This is a genomic window from Pedobacter heparinus DSM 2366, from assembly GCF_000023825.1.
Lineage (GTDB): Bacteria > Bacteroidota > Bacteroidia > Sphingobacteriales > Sphingobacteriaceae > Pedobacter > Pedobacter heparinus.
Genome location: NC_013061.1, coordinates 1,907,248 through 1,923,459, shown reverse-complemented (window position 1 = coordinate 1,923,459; position 16,212 = coordinate 1,907,248). Strand labels below are relative to the sequence as shown.

At 43.3% G+C, this 16,212-nt stretch carries 13 protein-coding genes; 4 read left to right on the top strand and 9 right to left on the bottom strand.

The annotated features are described in order from the left end of the window. The first annotated feature begins 91 nt into the window (after positions 1 to 91). Positions 92 to 589 carry an RNA polymerase sigma factor gene (locus tag PHEP_RS08110; RefSeq protein ID WP_015807449.1) on the top strand — a complete coding sequence of 166 codons (498 nt, stop codon included), beginning with the start codon at positions 92 to 94 and terminating at the stop codon, positions 587 to 589. Then, the gene (locus PHEP_RS08105) at positions 576 to 1,175 is read left to right on the top strand and encodes a hypothetical protein (protein ID WP_015807448.1); all 600 of its coding nucleotides are present in this window, start codon (positions 576 to 578) and stop codon (positions 1,173 to 1,175) included. Before PHEP_RS08110 ends, PHEP_RS08105 begins: the two co-directional genes overlap by 14 nt. Positions 1,176 to 1,349: 174 nt before the next feature. Here PHEP_RS08105 and PHEP_RS08100 read toward each other — a convergent pair whose 3' ends face one another. Both PHEP_RS08100 and PHEP_RS08095 read right to left on the bottom strand, forming a co-directional pair. Continuing rightward, the gene (locus PHEP_RS08100) at positions 1,350 to 2,210 is read right to left on the bottom strand and encodes a helix-turn-helix transcriptional regulator (RefSeq protein WP_015807447.1); all 861 of its coding nucleotides are present in this window, start codon (positions 2,208 to 2,210) and stop codon (positions 1,350 to 1,352) included. A 15-nt stretch (positions 2,211 to 2,225) separates the two neighbouring features. After that, positions 2,226 to 2,588 carry a VOC family protein gene (locus PHEP_RS08095; RefSeq protein ID WP_015807446.1) on the bottom strand — a complete coding sequence of 121 codons (363 nt, stop codon included), beginning with the start codon at positions 2,586 to 2,588 and terminating at the stop codon, positions 2,226 to 2,228. A 274-nt stretch (positions 2,589 to 2,862) separates the two neighbouring features. Between PHEP_RS08095 and PHEP_RS08090 the strand changes: the two genes are divergently transcribed. Together PHEP_RS08090 and PHEP_RS08085 are read left to right on the top strand one after the other, a co-directional pair. Next, positions 2,863 to 5,817, top strand: coding sequence for a ligand-binding sensor domain-containing protein (locus tag PHEP_RS08090; protein WP_187290736.1), 2,955 nt, complete (start codon positions 2,863 to 2,865; stop codon positions 5,815 to 5,817). Beyond that, positions 5,774 to 6,406, top strand: coding sequence for a response regulator transcription factor (locus tag PHEP_RS08085; protein WP_015807444.1), 633 nt, complete (start codon positions 5,774 to 5,776; stop codon positions 6,404 to 6,406). Before PHEP_RS08090 ends, PHEP_RS08085 begins: the two co-directional genes overlap by 44 nt. 19 nt (positions 6,407 to 6,425) lie before the next feature. Here PHEP_RS08085 and PHEP_RS08080 read toward each other — a convergent pair whose 3' ends face one another. The 7 genes from PHEP_RS08080 to PHEP_RS08050 all read right to left on the bottom strand — a co-directional run bounded on the left by PHEP_RS08080 (position 6,426) and on the right by PHEP_RS08050 (position 16,188). Continuing rightward, a complete protein-coding gene (locus PHEP_RS08080; RefSeq protein WP_015807443.1) occupies positions 6,426 to 7,046 on the bottom strand; it encodes a hypothetical protein in 621 nt (206 codons plus the stop codon). Between the two features lie 9 nt (positions 7,047 to 7,055). Further along, on the bottom strand, positions 7,056 to 8,960 hold the full coding sequence (locus PHEP_RS08075; RefSeq protein ID WP_015807442.1) for a beta-N-acetylhexosaminidase: 1,905 nt from the start codon (positions 8,958 to 8,960) through the stop codon (positions 7,056 to 7,058). A gap of 117 nt (positions 8,961 to 9,077) precedes the next feature. Beyond that, complete coding sequence (trxB, locus tag PHEP_RS08070) at positions 9,078 to 10,046, bottom strand: thioredoxin-disulfide reductase (protein WP_015807441.1); 969 nt, start codon at positions 10,044 to 10,046, stop codon at positions 9,078 to 9,080. A 102-nt stretch (positions 10,047 to 10,148) separates the two neighbouring features. Beyond that, positions 10,149 to 11,777, bottom strand: coding sequence for an acyl-CoA carboxylase subunit beta (locus PHEP_RS08065; protein WP_015807440.1), 1,629 nt, complete (start codon positions 11,775 to 11,777; stop codon positions 10,149 to 10,151). A 134-nt stretch (positions 11,778 to 11,911) separates the two neighbouring features. Then, positions 11,912 to 13,165 carry a beta-ketoacyl-ACP synthase II gene (fabF, locus tag PHEP_RS08060; protein WP_015807439.1) on the bottom strand — a complete coding sequence of 418 codons (1,254 nt, stop codon included), beginning with the start codon at positions 13,163 to 13,165 and terminating at the stop codon, positions 11,912 to 11,914. 261 nt (positions 13,166 to 13,426) lie between these two features. Continuing rightward, the gene (locus tag PHEP_RS08055; protein ID WP_015807438.1) at positions 13,427 to 15,130 is read right to left on the bottom strand and encodes a protein-disulfide reductase DsbD family protein; all 1,704 of its coding nucleotides are present in this window, start codon (positions 15,128 to 15,130) and stop codon (positions 13,427 to 13,429) included. Between the two features lie 8 nt (positions 15,131 to 15,138). Beyond that, entirely contained in the window at positions 15,139 to 16,188 is a 1,050-nt protein-coding gene (locus PHEP_RS08050; protein WP_015807437.1) for a PLP-dependent cysteine synthase family protein, read from the bottom strand. Positions 16,189 to 16,212: the final 24 nt, after the last annotated feature.

The following is a 16,212-nucleotide window of genomic DNA, read 5'->3' as shown; positions in this document are numbered from 1 at the left end:
TACCAAGCCCGCAAACATTTATTATTTTTGGCCCGGTCGGGCTGTAACATTTCAGCCTTAAGGCAATCAAACCACCATTAGCCCTTAATTGATGGAAAAAAAGGATCAATTATTTAAACAGATTTTCGATACAAATTCTAAAAAGATATTCCACTTATGCTACGGTTATACCGGGGATGAGGATGCAGCCAACGACCTGCTTCAGGAAACTTTTTTGAAGGTTTGGCAGAATCTTGATAAATTCAGGAACAAATCGCTCATCTCTACATGGATTTACAGAATTGCCGTAAATACCTGTTTAACTTACCTGAGATCTGAAAAACGCCAGGCAAAAGATGAACTGACGGATAACATTATAGAAAACCGGCCGGAAGAATTTTCAGAGAAAAATGAACAGATAGCCCTGCTCTACAAATCTATCTCCCAACTGGAAGAAAATGACCGCCTCATCATCACTATGGTACTGGATGAATTGCCATATCATGAAATAGCCGAGATTTCCGGTATCAGTGAAGGGAACTTAAGGGTAAAAATTCATCGCATTAAATTAAAACTTACAGAATTATACAACCAGCATGCAAGAATTTGATCACATACAATCGCTTTGGCAATCACATTCTGTTGAGGTAAAGATCTCATCTGAGGAAATGCTGACGCAAGCCAAAAAGGAAGTAAATTCCATTCGCAACAAATCCGTAATGAACATCACAGGAATGCTCTTGTCATTTATAGCCATAAGCTGTTTATGGCTGTTCTTTGATTTTCAGTCATGGACCACCTACGCAGGGATATTTATTTTTTTAACGGCCATTGCGGCTACCACCTTCATGTTGTACAGGGGGCACCGGTTAATCTCGAAAAACGATTTTACCACGCACCCTAACGAATTCCTGGTCAATTTAAAACTTTACCAGATCAACCGCTTTAACCTGTATAATAAACTGTACTGGATATATGCCATTGCCTTAAGCCTGGGCATCATCTTCTATTTCCTGGAAATACTGACTTATTTTGACACCTGGCTGCAATGTCTGATTGTTTTGCTAACCTTTGGCTGGATGGTTTTCTGTTCTACCCTGGTGCGCAGGGCAGTAATGAAAAGGGAAAAAGAAAGGATAGCTTTGCTGATCGAAAAGTTTGAACGTCTGGGCAGCCAGTTTAAAGAAGGGGCATAAAAAAAGTCATCCGGACTCTTCGGATGACCTTATTATTAACTAACCCAAATTAAATTCATCCAAACTTATATACTGGGTTTCCTGCTTCAAATTTACTTTAACAAGCCATCCGTCAATAAGCGAAAATCACCATTATGTTTACTAAATGTTAAATCTATTTAATTTAACGCGATTTTACCTGTACTGACCTGGCGTAACATTGAAAGCGTTTCTGAACAGCCTGATAAATGAGCTTGGACATTCAAAGCCTACTATATCTACAATTTCGTTTACCGGATAGTCGGTATGCTTTAACAGGTGCTTTGCCTGCTGGAGCCTGATCTTGGTAAGAAACTGGTGGGGCGATTGCTGATAGGCCTGCTTAAAAGTACGCAGCAAGTGATTAACCGATAAACAGGCCATCTGTGCAATGTCGTCAAGGCGTATGCTCTTGTTGTAATTGCTGATCATATAATCTTTAGCAATTGACAACCTTCTTATGATCTCCGTTTTGGTGGTACGGCTCAAAAATTTCAGGGCAGCTTCCCTGCGCTCTATTTCTGAATGGTACAGGTTATAATAATTGATCAGGCAATGGTGTAAATACTCGTTTAAAAGCAGCTGGTCATTGGTACCGCTTTCCAAATGTCGGGTAAGGTGCTGTAAATTAAATTTAACATCGCCCTGGAGCGTATAAATTGATTCCATAAAACGCGGCTGCCCACTTTTCAGGTCGGCAGGATTGTCCAGCAGTTTTTTTGCTTCAGCCCGATAGGAATATTCAAAATCCTGCACAAAACCAGGATCAAACAGCACAGAAAGTGTGTTTACCTCTACTGATGAATCTATTTTATGGGAATAACAGGTATCGTGGTTCAGGAAAATAAAACTTCCGGGCACAAGGGTGATCTGCCGCTTCTCGATGGTATAGTTTGCTTCGCCATTAAATACTACATTAAAAGCATACTTTCCCGTAAGCATCGGATAATAGGCATCACAAGTAACTTCACTTATGATCTCATTCTTATTGATCAGGATCCTGTTATACTTCATCATCGGTTATTTTGGCCCTCAGGCATCGGTATAATCACGTTCTTCAAGCACAATAAAATGATTGCCCGTAGGATCTGAAAAACACAGTTCAAGCCCATTATCAACATAGCGTGGCTTGGTTAATGTGGCTATGCTTCTCTTTTTAAGCAGATGGTAATCCCTTAAACAATCATCCGTTTTTAAAACAATCGTCTCTGGTTCAACAGCTTCCTTTTCTACCAGCATCATAAAATCTCCGTTCTTTAATTGCATTATAGGGCATTGCCGGCCCTGGATCTCAATTTTCTCATATAGCTTAAAGCCAGGGACATTCGAAAAGAAATGCAAAGCAGTTTCTTCACAATTAACAAAAATAACCTTGTAACCCTGATTAAAGTCCATACTTATTATACCCCTATAGCCCCTATAACTAACTGAAGATTAAACAAATTTAAAAAAATACCAACAAATAACACTAACCCTTGAAGGGGTATTTTTTTATTTTAATATATATTTGTTATTTCGTTAGTGGTTATTGATTTGAGTTGAACTCAATCAAGCTGATTAAAAATCCGGAACAAGGTGCAACAACAAAAACCACCCCTTAAAGGGTGATTTTTAACCCTGCATTGATAATTATATTTACAAATGGTAAAAACTGCATATTTTTTAAACTGTGTCTGATATCAAAAGAATTTTTGTGATGCTTTTCCTGCTTGCCAGTGGTCTTCAGGCCTTCAGTCAGCGGTACAACTTTGAGCATTACAATATCGAGGACGGTCTGGTCCAGTCGCAGGTAACGGCCATTACCCAGGACAAACAAAGACGGTTATGGATAGCCACTTTGGGGGGACTAAGCTGTTTCAATGGTAACCAGTTCATTAATTTTGGGAAAACTGACGGCTTAAACAGCAATTTTATTTTATCGCTGGCAGTAAATGACCAAAATAGCCTCTTTATTGGTTCCGGACGAGGGTTATCTGCTTATAACGGCTTTTCCTTTTATCATTACAAGGAGACAAACAACTGGACTGACATGTTGGTTGCCGGCACCGGCAACATGGTATATGGCCTGTCAGACCGGCATCTTTTTAAAACAAACAGGTCCGCAACTGAACGCGTAAACATTAGCCGCGACACAGCCGAAATGGTAACCACCCTGACTACCGACCAGGGCGGAAAAATATGGGCAGCAGTATATACACATGGCATATACAGCCTGGAAGGAAACAAATGGCAGGCTAAAATAACTGGGGCTGCTGTAAAAAATTTAGTGGTCACCGGGCTTTTAATAGATAAATTTGTTAAAGATAAAATCTGGTTGCTGACAACCACTGGCATATTCCTGTCAGAACACGGAAAACTGCTCAGCAGGTATGCCGGTAAGATTAAAAAAGCTACAGCAATCCTGCAGGACGAAAAAGGAAATATCTGGCTGGGTACAAACAAGGGCGCCTGGTACATCAGCACAGATCATGAAATCTATTTTAATGCTAAAAATGGATTTACCGATAATGTGGTTAAACAAATATTCAGGGATGCAGAAAACAACATCTGGTTTGGTACAGACGGCTCAGGGATTTACAGGTTTAACAGCAATGGTTATGTCACATTCGACGAATCGCAGGGCTTACAGAACAATATTGTAATGAGTATTGTGAATGGCCCCAAACCAGACGAAATCTGGCTGGGCACTTACGATGGCCTGTTTAGCCAGCAAAACAACCAGATCAGAAGGATCAGCATCCCTTCCGACAATGAGGATACAAAAAGGATCAATGTATTGTTAAAAGACAGCAAAAATGATATATGGGTAGGTACAGTGGGTGGTGGTTTATGGCTTTATCATAAAAACAGGTTTAAACGCATAGACCATGAAAGTCGCGGTATAGCCTGTAATGCCATTATGGAAGACAGGGACCACAACATCTGGTTATCTACAAATACCGGCTGTTTTATGGTAGACAACCTCAGCAAAAAAATAAGCCGAATCAGCCCCCGGTTTGGCAGCAGTTTACTTGAAATAGGTAAAGATTCGATAATAACCGGTACGCAGAACGGTGCTTACCTGGTTAACCATAAAAAAGAGATCAAACGGTTAAAGTTCAGGCTCATTGAAGGCTCAAGCATTTTAGCGATGCTCAAAAATGGTCCTGATGTTTTTTTTGGAACGGCCGACAATGGCCTGATCATATGGGATACAGTAACCGGAAAAGTTAAACAGCTGAGTACTAAAAACGGACTTTTTTCTGACCACATCTATAGCTTGCTCCTCGATAAAAGGGGAACAATCTGGATAGGGACCGGCAGGGGCATAAACCGGCTGAACTCAAAAGACCATAGCCTGATCAAAGGCAATGACGGGAATGCCTTACTTGTTGAATGCAACCAAAATGCAATTCTGGAGAAAGATGACAAAATCTGGATAGGAACAACCAAAGGAGCAATTGTTCATTACAACAAAATAAGTCCCTCAGTAGCGGGCACACCCTACGTTTTCATCAACTCAGCAGGTGTTTTGTCCCAAAACAAAAAAGGAGATCAGAATAACCTGCAAATTACCTACAAAGAGCGTGAACTGAACCAGGAAATAACACTGCCTTATGACCACAATCACCTGAACATCAACTTTACAGGTATTTACCTGACCAATCCTAAAGCATTGATGTATACCTACAGGTTAATCGGACTGGATACCACGTACAGTAAACCCGCTGCCAATTCTTCTATCAATTATACGGCCCTGCCACCCGGTAAATATACCTTTCAGGTTAAAGCCCTTACTGTTTCCGGAATCGAATCTGGCAATACCGCAGCCATCCAGTTCCAAATTACCCCGCCTTATTATCAGACCGCCATTTTTAAGATCTTTATCCTCTTGGTTATCCTTTTGCTGATCATACTTTCGGTATACGTCATCATCAACCTGAACGAAAGACAACGCAGATTGCGGCTCAAAATAAAACTGGAAGAGCAGTTTAAGATCAGAAAACAAACTGCAGAAGATTTTCACGACGATCTTGGTAACAAACTTACCCGAATCTCCGTCTTATCAGAAGTATTAACCAGTATGACTGATCAGGATGACACCGAAAAAAGGGCAATCATACAAAAAATAAAAACCAATGTGAACGAATTGTATACCGGAACAAAAGATATCCTCTGGTCTTTAAACCCAAAACACGATACCTTATGTGAATTGCTGACCCATATCAGGGAATTTGGACAGGAGATGTTTAACGGAACGCCCATACTTTTTGAAGAAGAAACTTCCCTGAATGACACGGACAGCAGGCTTTCACTCGAAATGAGCAGGAATATCCTGATGATCTTTAAGGAGGCCATACACAATGCCTTAAAACACTCAAAAGCAGATCATGTTAAATTTACAGCAAAGATGGCCCATGATGTTTTAGACATCAGGCTTGATGATAACGGGACTGGTTTCGATGTAGCATCTGCCGGAAACGGTCATGGGATCAACAATATGAATGTCCGGGCCGCCCGGATCAATGGAATTTTAAACATTATCTCCAATACTAAAGGAACAACAATAGCGCTCTCTGTTAAATTTAAAACATCAAAAAATGCAGAATCAGGCAGAAGCAAGAGTAGTTATCATAGAAGATGATCAAACCATCAGAGAAGGCTATACCTATCTGATCAACAATACCTCCCCTTATCAGGTAGTCAATACCTACCCCTCCTTTGATGCCGCAAGGCAAAAGATCGGCAGGGATAACCCTGATGTGATTATCCTGGATATACAAATGCCAGGCACCAATGGCATAGATGCGCTTCCGCTGCTAAAAAAAACCTTGCCGGATGTGTATATCATTATGTTAACTGTACATGAAACAGAAAAAATCATTCTGGAGGCCCTGGCCAATGGTGCATCAGGTTACTTTACAAAAAACACCCCTTCTTCAAAGATTATTGAAGCCATTAAGGATGTTTTACAGGGCGGCGGCCCTATGAGCCCCAATGTTGCCAAAAAAGTCATCACTTCCCTGCAAAAAAACCCCGATTCTCCACTCACCAAAAGAGAAACCCAGATATTGAGTCTGATGAGCAGGGGCAAAGACAGGTCTCAGATTGCAAATGAATTGTTTATAGAGATTGAGACCGTAAAAACACACATCAAGAACATCTACCTTAAACTCGATGTGAACTCAAAAGCAGATGCCATTAAAGTTGCTAAAAATAACCGGCTGGTCTGACATTTCAACAAGCGGCCGCTTATTCCTGTTTAACCTCGTTTACAGAAAAACTATTGCCGTTTAACTGGTACTGGATCATTTTCATTTCCCCTTGTTTTATTGTCGTATCTTTTGGATTTACTACCGGAAAAGAACGGAACAGATCGCCATTTTTGATGATAAATTTATCATTGCCGGCATAGTTTTTCTTCATGTTACTGCTCAGTGGCGGAAAAGTGATCTTCCTGAATTCACCACCTGCATATTCATAAACATTTAAATCCAGTACATTCTTCTTACTCAGCAACTCAATATAGATTTCAGGATTGCCGTCATTGTCCATATCCATATTCCAGGCATCGGTAATGATCCCTTTCCGCTCGTTTGAAAAAGAATTGTAGTTGTTCCTCACCGAATCGGACATCAGTATCAGATAGCCTCCAATGCTATCTACTCCTTTGCCCCAGCTCAGGACTTCAAAGTTTAATCCGGGTTTTACACTGATATCCTTATAAAAGGCAAAAGGGCCGGTCTTTTTTTCTGCAGCTACTGGCTGCACTTTTACAGGCGACTTTTCTTCTTTATTTCCGCTGCAGGAAACCATCAAAACAATACCTGCAAAAAACAGGGCAGGCTTCATTAAAAATTTTATCGTTTTCATTTGTATAGGCTATTTAGCGGCCACTTCAGCACTTCCGTTGTTTAAAATAGTTTCAGTTACCACACTCCGTTTACCAGCTGCTGTAACAACAATGGTTTTCAAAATCTGTTTCTGGCCTTTCGGTACTTTTACTTTAATGGGTTTGGTATACAGTTCCCCTATTTCTGAAGGGCGGGTCAGGTCTAAGGTATAATAAATCTTAGCTCCCGGGATGGGTTCTTTCAAGGTAATGCTGAAATCTTCACCGTTCAGCACTTTCTGATTCAGGCCTAAGGGTGTGGGTACCCAGTAATTGGTACCTGTTTTATCCAGCCTCGAGAGGTGCAAAGGCAAGCGCTCTTCCGAAAAATTCTTAAAGTCTTTACCTGAAGCCTGGCTCCACGCAATCTCCGATAAAGAGAACAGTCTGGGCAGCAAAAAGTACTCCACTTTGGCAGCGCTTTGAATGTACTCTGTCCAGACATTTGCCTGCACCCCTATCACATATTTCTGTTCATCAGGTGCAAGTTCGGCAGGTACCGGATCATAGTTGTATGATTTGGAATAAGGTGCCAGACCACCGATATTGGTGGGTTCATCGGCAGATTCAGATTGCTTGTGGTCAAAATACAGACCACCTGCATTTGGGGTCATGATCACTTCATGCTTTTGCTGCGCTGCTGCAATCCCCCCTTTTACACCTCTCCAGGACATTACAGTTGCATTGGGTGCCAACCCTCCTTCTAAAATTTCATCCCAGCCTATGATGCTCCTGCTTTTAGAATTTACATATTTTTCAATGCGCTGGATGAAATAACTCTGCAGTTCGTGCTCATCTTTTAAGCCCAGCTGTTTGATTAATTTCTGGCAAAACTCACTTTGCTCCCAGTATTTCTTAGGAGATTCATCCCCACCGATGTGGATGTATTTAGAAGGGAAAAGCGCAATGACCTCATCTAAAACATCTTCCAAAAACTTAAAGGTATTTTCCGAGGGTACAAATACGTCGTCGAATACGCCCCAGGTTTGCTGTACCTGCTTACCTTTACGCGAACCTGCCCAGGGTGTAACGTCGGCCACAAAGGTGTCTTTATCCGGGAAACAGCTCAGCTCAGGGTAAGCCGCAATTGCCGCACTCGCATGTCCCGGCATTTCAATTTCCGGGATTACGTTGATGAACCTCGCCATAGCATAGGCTACAACTTCCTTTACTTCATTTTGCGTATAAAAACCTTTATAAACTTCTCCGTCGTTATTTACACCTGGGTAGTGCCCGATAATCGTTCCGTTTCTGCTGGCAGCGGTAGCGGTTAATTTAGGGTATTTTTTAATCTCAATCCTCCAGCCCTGGTCTTCAGTTAAGTGCCAGTGAAAATTGTTCAGTTTATACTGGGCCATCAGGTCGATGTACTTCTTGATGAAAGCAACAGGGAACACGTGCCTTCCAACATCCAGGTGCAGGCCCCTGTATTTAAACCTTGGGTAATCGTTAATTTCAGCTGCAGGAATCAGGATCTCATTGTGCTGTTTGTCCGGCATCAGCTGCATAACAGATTGTACACCATAAAATAAGCCCGCAGCCTTTCCGGTAATGGTAATGGTTTTAGGGTTTATGCTTATTTTATAACCTTCGGCAGGCAATTGTTCCGCAGCAGCAGAACTCAGTACAATGGCCCGCTCATTGGCCATCGCAGATTTGGCTTCTCTTAAAGAAAAGCCGGCCTTGCTTACAATAAAAGCATTTAAAAGATCAGCCGATTTCGAATTTTTAACCTCATTCGATATCAAAACTACAGTCTTATCCAATTTAAAAGTTCCTGCACCTTTTTTTACAGACACCGGAGCAGGGATAATTCCCATATTTACATCATTTTGGGCAAAAACAGGAACATACAAAAGGGCCAGTAAACCAATAGCTAATAGTTTTTTCATCATTGTGCTCAATAATCGGATTGATTTTATGCCTAAGATAAAAAAAATCCTAATAAATAAACCACAAAAAAAAGGCAGAACCTATAAATGGTCCTGCCCGTTTTTATTTTTTATTAATAATCAGGAAATGACTTTTATTTCGTGTTCTTTAGCAGCTAAATAACGTTCTGCATCAAGCGCAGCCATACAACCAGAACCCGCAGCCGTTATGGCCTGGCGGTAATAACTATCCTGTACATCCCCACTGGCAAAAACCCCCTCAACATTCGTTTTTGTAGAGCCTGGAATTGTTTTCAGGTAGCCGGTATCGTCCATCTCCAGCCAGCCTTTAAAAATATCCGTATTGGGTTTATGGCCAATGGCTACAAAAAATCCTTCAACCGGCAAATCAGTTTCAGCACCAGTCTGGTTATTTACCACCCTAACCGCTGTAACATTTTTTCCATTGCCCAGGATTTCCCTGGTCTCGGTATTGTAGATCACTTCAATATTAGGTGTATTCAACACCCTGTGTACCATAGCTTTCGAGGCCCTGAACTCATCCCTGCGCACCAGCATATAAACCTTTTTACAAAGTTTTGCCAGGTAAGTTGCCTCTTCGGCTGCAGTATCACCCGCACCAACAATAGCCACATCCTGTCCCCTAAAGAAGAAACCATCGCATACGGCACAGGCAGAAACACCAAAACCATTGTATTTTTGTTCACTCGGAAGACCAAGCCATTTGGCGGTGGCACCGGTAGAAATGATGACTGTATCTGCAGTAACCGTTTTGATATCATCAACTATTACTTTATGCGGCAGCGTAGAAAAGTCAACCCCGCTTACATAACCAAAACGGATATCAGTACCAAAACGTTCTGCCTGTTTGCGGAAATCTTCCATCATTTCAGGGCCCATGATCCCATTTGGATAGCCCGGAAAATTATCCACATCAGTGGTCTGGGTCAATTGTCCTCCAGGTTCCATACCTGTATACATAACCGGTTTAAGATCTGCCCTGGCCGCATAAATTGCTGCCGTATACCCTGCAGGTCCCGAACCTATAATTAAACATTGAACGTGTTCTATTTCTTGTTCCTGTGACATATATTTTTCTATTGTGATACAAAATTACGCTTTATCCTGCTATACGCAAATACCAATGCTGCAACAAATGCAACATTGTGATATATAGATTATAAATCCAGCTCAGGTCTGGATAATACCCACGTTAAACTGTTTTTTTATGGGCGATTGATTTGCAGCCTCTATCCCCATAGAAATCACTTTACGTGTTTCTTTAGGATCTATGATGCCATCCACCCATAACCTGGAAGCCGCATAATACGGAGTAGTCTGGCTGTTATACCTATCGGTAATTTCTTTTAACAGCTCGGCCTCCCTTTCCGGGGTAATGGTCTCAGCTTTTGCCTTTAATGAAGCTTCCTGGATCTGCAGCAATACCTTTGCGGCCTGAGCCCCTCCCATTACCGCTATTTTTGCACTGGGCCAGGCATAGATCAGCCTGGGGTCATAAGCTTTACCACACATCGCATAATTACCCGCCCCATAAGAATTTCCGATCACAATGGTAAATTTGGGCACTACCGAATTTGAAACTGCGTTCACCATCTTTGCCCCATCTTTGATAATCCCGCCCTGTTCAGACCTGCTGCCGACCATAAAGCCGGTAACATCCTGCAAAAATACAAGGGGGATCTTTTTCTGGTTACAGTTCATGATAAACCTTGCCGCTTTGTCGGCACTATCTGAATAGATCACCCCGCCAAACTGCATTTCTCCTTTTTTGGATTTCACCACTTTACGCTGGTTGGCCACAATACCTACAGCCCAGCCATCAATCCGGCCCAGTCCGCAGATAACGCTCTGCCCGTATAATTTTTTATATTCTTCAAATTCAGAACCATCTACCAGGCGTTCAATAACATCCAGCATTTCATAAGGTTTTTCCCTGTTTTCAGGTAATATGCCGTAAAGTTCTTCTTCATCTTTTTTAGGCGGCAAGGGTTTAACCCGGTCAAAACCGGCCACCTCAGGTGCCCCCAGCTTGCTCATGATGTTCCGTATGCTATCCAGGCAGGCCTGTTCATTTGGATGCTTATAATCTGTAACCCCGGATATTTCACAGTGTGTGGTTGCCCCGCCAAGGGTTTCATTGTCCACATCCTCTCCTATGGCCGATTTGACGAGGTACGAGCCCGCCAGAAACACAGAACCGGTACCATCAACAATCATGGCTTCATCACTCATGATCGGGAGGTAGGCTCCCCCGGCAACACATGAGCCCATAATGGCCGCAATCTGTACAATGCCATCAGAGGACATGATCGCATTGTTCCTGAACATTCTTCCAAAATGTTCTTTATCCGGAAAGATCTCGTCCTGCATCGGCAGATAAACACCAGCGCTATCCACCAGATAAATGACAGGCAAACGGTTTTCCATGGCAATTTCCTGCGCACGCAGGTTCTTTTTAGCGGTCATAGGAAACCATGCCCCTGCCTTTACGGTTGCATCATTTGCAACGATCATACATTGCCGGCCGGAAACATAGCCTATCCCGCAAACTACGCCGGCAGCGGGACAACCGCCTTGTTCTGCATACATATCTTCAGCGGCAAAGGCCCCGATCTCTAAGAACTCCGAACCTTCATCGGTCAGGTAAGCGATGCGCTCACGTGCCAGCAGCTTACCTTTTTCCTTTTGTTTGGCCGCATTCTTATCTCCCCCACCTTTATATATTTTTTTAAGCCTGGTTTTCAATTCGTAAACCGACTGTTTGTTCACATCTTCGTTCTTGTTGAATTCTATATTCATTGTGCCAAGTTAAATCTTTATTTTTAGGAGAGCAAAAGTCCATTTCGGGTTTTGGTATAGCCGGGCTTTAAAACAGGAAAGGGCTGGTTGTTCAAAAACAACCAGCCCTTTCCTGTTTCTGTATAGATCAAAGGCTAATCAGCCCCGTACTTTTTAAATATGGAAGTTGCCGTATGCCCGCCAAAACCAAAAGTATTGTTCAGCACATAATTGACAGGCTGGTAAACAGATTTTCCAATGATCAGGTTTAAGCCCTCAGGTATTTCAGGATCAATGTTCTCTGTATTGATCGTTCCCGGAATGATCCCGTCTTTTATGGCCATTACACTAATGATGCTTTCAATTGCACCGGCACCGCCCAGCAAATGTCCGGTCATTGATTTGGTAGCACTGATGGCAACAGGGAGATCCTTAAACACCTTTTTAATCCCATGCAGTTCACCTATGTCGCCCAGACCGGTAGAAGTAGCATGGGCATTGATATAGTCAATTTTTTCTGCACCTATACCTGCCTCGGCCAGGGCCTTTGCAATGCCTAAGGATGCACCTAAACCATCTGGTGGTGTACCTGTTAAATGATAGGCATCAGCGGCCATACCACCACCAACAATTTCTGCGTAGATATGTGCGCCCCTTGCCTTGGCATGTTCCAGTTCTTCCAGGATCAAAGCACCGGCACCTTCCCCGATCACAAAACCATCACGGTCTTTATCAAAAGGTCTTGAGGCACCTGCAGGATCATCATTTCTTTTAGATAAGGCATGTGCCGAATTAAAGCCCCCAACCGAAGACTCGGTGATTGCTGCTTCAGACCCTCCGGCAACCATTATATTGGCCTTACCCAAACGGATGGTATCAAAGGCACTGATGATGGCCGTATTGGATGAGGCACAGGCCGAAACTGTAGCGTAATTGGGCCCATGTAGTTTATGACGGATGGAGATCACACCCGCCGCAATGTCAACAATCATTTTCGGAATGAAATAAGGGCTGAACCTTGGCGTTCCGTCACCAAGATGGTACTCCTTCAGCTGTTGCTCAAAAGTTCCGATCCCGCCATTACCCGATGCCCAGATCACACCAACTTCATAACGTTCGGTTTCCGGCATAGTTTCAAAGTTAAGTCCTGAATCCTGAATGGCCTGATCGCTGGCCGCTATTGCATACTGGGTATACAGATCGTACTTCTTAACTTCTTTTTTATCAATGTAAGCCTCAATATTGAAATCTTTTACTTCAGCAGCAAAATTAGTTTTGAATTTAGAGGTATCAAATTTTGTAATGGCAGCTGCACCGCTTTTACCGGCTACAATGTTCTTCCAAAATTCGCTTACTGTATTCCCCAAGGGGGTTATAGCGCCTAAACCCGTTACTACTACTCTTTTCATATTTATCTGTTAATTATATAGCAGGCTTCCTGTTAAGGTTGCCACACCATTTCCTAATTTATGCTATTAAAAGCCAAAAATAACATTGTTTAACCATTAAAGCTCAATTTAAGTAGTAAACATTTTAAACATCACTGAAAATTAAGGCATTAGCTTTATCGGATACGCCGGCCCATATCCATAAAATAAACAGGGCCGGTATCCACCAGCCCCTGTTTATTCATTAACTACCTATTTTCGTTTTTTTATGGATAGTATTGTTTATTTCCCCTTAAATGCGTTTAAGCCGCTTTGCAGGTAAGCTGCATATTCCTTTGCATCGAATATAGCTCCCTGGGGTTTTACCAGTGGGTTCAGGTCATGACCCGCCAGTACATATAAGGGTTGTGCATTGGAGCCGTATTTTGTAGCCTGGAAATCCAGGTTCCAATAACCCAGGTCATCCGTATTGCGTTTCAGCACACTGGAATAATGGACCTTGTCTTTCTCCATTTTGATGTTGCGGTCGTCGGCATACAGCTGGATCAGTACATATTCCTCTTTGATCAGTCTGCCCACCTCCTGGTCCACCCATACCAGGTCTTCCATTCTGCGGCAGTTTACACAGGTATGCCCTGTAAAATCAAGCAGTACAGGTTTGTTTACTTTTTTTGCATAGGCCAGTCCTTCTTCCAGTTCAAAGAAAGGATGGAAACCTACCGGGGCTTTTAAAGATCCGCTGTATTTGACATGGGCCGGAAAATCTGCAGCTACACTTCCTGAAGCTGAGGACTGGTTGCCGTTCAGGATAAAGTCCTGGGTATTCATTGGTGGGGCCAGTCCGCTCAGTACGCTTACCGGCGCGCCCCACAGCCCGGGCACCATGTACAGCGCAAAGGAAAAAGAAAGAATGGCCAGGAACAACCTGGGAACAGATATATAAGGTACCTCACTGTCGTGAGAGAACCTGATCTTCCCCAGTAAATAGATCCCCATCAGCACAAAGATCACGATCCACAGCACCAGGAAGATCTCCCGGTCAAACCATTCCCAGTGCCAGGCCAGGTCGGCCGATGACAAAAACTTTAAGGCCAGGGCCAGTTCCAGGAAACCCAGGCATACCTTTACGCTGTTCAGCCAGCCTCCGGATTTGGGCATACTGCTCAAAAAGCCGGGAAATATGGCCGATAAGGTAAAGGGAAGGGCCAGGGCCAGGGCAAAACCAAACATACCGACGGCCGGGCCCAGTAACTCTCCTTTGGAACTGGCATCTACCAGTAAGGTACCGATGATCGGACCGGTACAGGAGAAAGAGACCAGGGCCAGTGAAGCAGCCATAAAAAAGATGCCTGCCAGGCCTTTGCTGTTATCGGCCTTGTTGTCTATCTTATTGACGAAAGCACTGGGCAGGGTGATCTCGAAAGCCCCGAAAAAGGAGATGGCGAATACCACCAGCAAAATAAAGAACAGAAAGTTGAACAAACCGCTTGCACTCAATGCATTCAGGCCGGCCGATCCGAACAAAACAGTGATCAGCAGGCCAAAACCTACATAAATGACAATGATGGAAAGCCCATAGATCAGGGCCTGGCCAATGCCTTTGCCTTTACTGCCTGCCCTTTTGGTAAAATAACTGATGGTAAGGGGCACCATGGGAAAGATGCAGGGCATCAGAAAGGCCAGAAAACCACCTACCAGTCCGGCTATAAAGGTTCCCCAAAGGGTTTTGTCCGCTTCAGCTGCAGGGGCTTTATTGCCCGGTGCAGCCGCAATGCCGGCTACGCCAGCTGCCGGCACAACTGCAGCTTTGGCTGCAACCGTATCAGCCGGGCTGACAGTATCAGGGGCAATTTCGGTAAACTCCAGACCGGAAAGGCTCGTATCGGCTTCCTGGGCATGGACATAACTGCTGGTACCCAGCAAAATAAAAAGCCCGAGAATGAAGATCCGTAAGGTCATAAATATATGGTGATGGTTTAGTTTCATTTACGATTTTATTTTAGTCTGCAAATTGGCTGGTAGCCAGTAAACACAGTATCTGTAGATACATATAAAGCCTTAACCGGCTCTTCTTTCACAAGATCGGTACTTAAATACTTTTTGTTGCTGTCCGACAACAAGGTAACCACCACTGCATCGGCACCCATTTGTTCTTTTAATTTAATGGCACCGATCACATTTGCACCCGAAGAGATCCCTACTGCCAGGCCAAGTTCCTTAGCCAGCTTTTGTGCCATAATGATCGCATCGCCATCATGGGCCTGGACAACCTCATCCAGTTCATCCAGCTTCACTATAGCGGGGATAAATTCGTCAGAAATTCCTTGTATACGGTGGGTACCAACTTTATATCCTGTGGTTAAGGTCGGACTTTCAGCGGGTTCCAGTGGATGGATTTTGATAGCGGCATGATGTGATCGCAGCCCTTTTCCAACGCCCATTACCGTCCCCCCTGTTCCAACCCCTGCTACAAAAGCATCAGGTCTTAATCCCTTTAATTTCAATTGCTCCCAGATCTCCATACCCGTGGTTTTCTCATGGGCTTCTCCATTATACTGGTTTTCAAATTGTCTGGGCAGGAAAACCCTTCCGGCAGCAGCAAGGTCCTCACACATTTTAATGCTGCCCAAAAAACCACCTTCTTCCTTACTGATCAAAATTACTTCGGCACCCATGCTCCTGATGATATCAATACGCTCCTTGCTCAACCAGTTTGGCATAATGATCTTCACCGGATGGCCCAGGGCCCGGCCAATAGCCGCAAATGCTATTCCTGTATTGCCACTTGTAGCTTCAATAATGGTATCACCAGGTTTAATTGCACATGATCTGTAAGCTTCATACATAATGTTCAGCGCCATTCTGTCTTTCACACTTCCGGTAAGGTTATAATGTTCGCATTTTACATACACTTTTCCCGCTTTTCCTTTGTATGTATACTGGAGTTCAAGCATGGGCGTATTGCCCACCAGATGCCACAAGTGTTCAAATTTATCCGTAAGGTCTGCAGTTAAACAAGCCTGCGCTTTGGTTTCAGTCAACATTCTATCAATGAAATAATTTTCGGT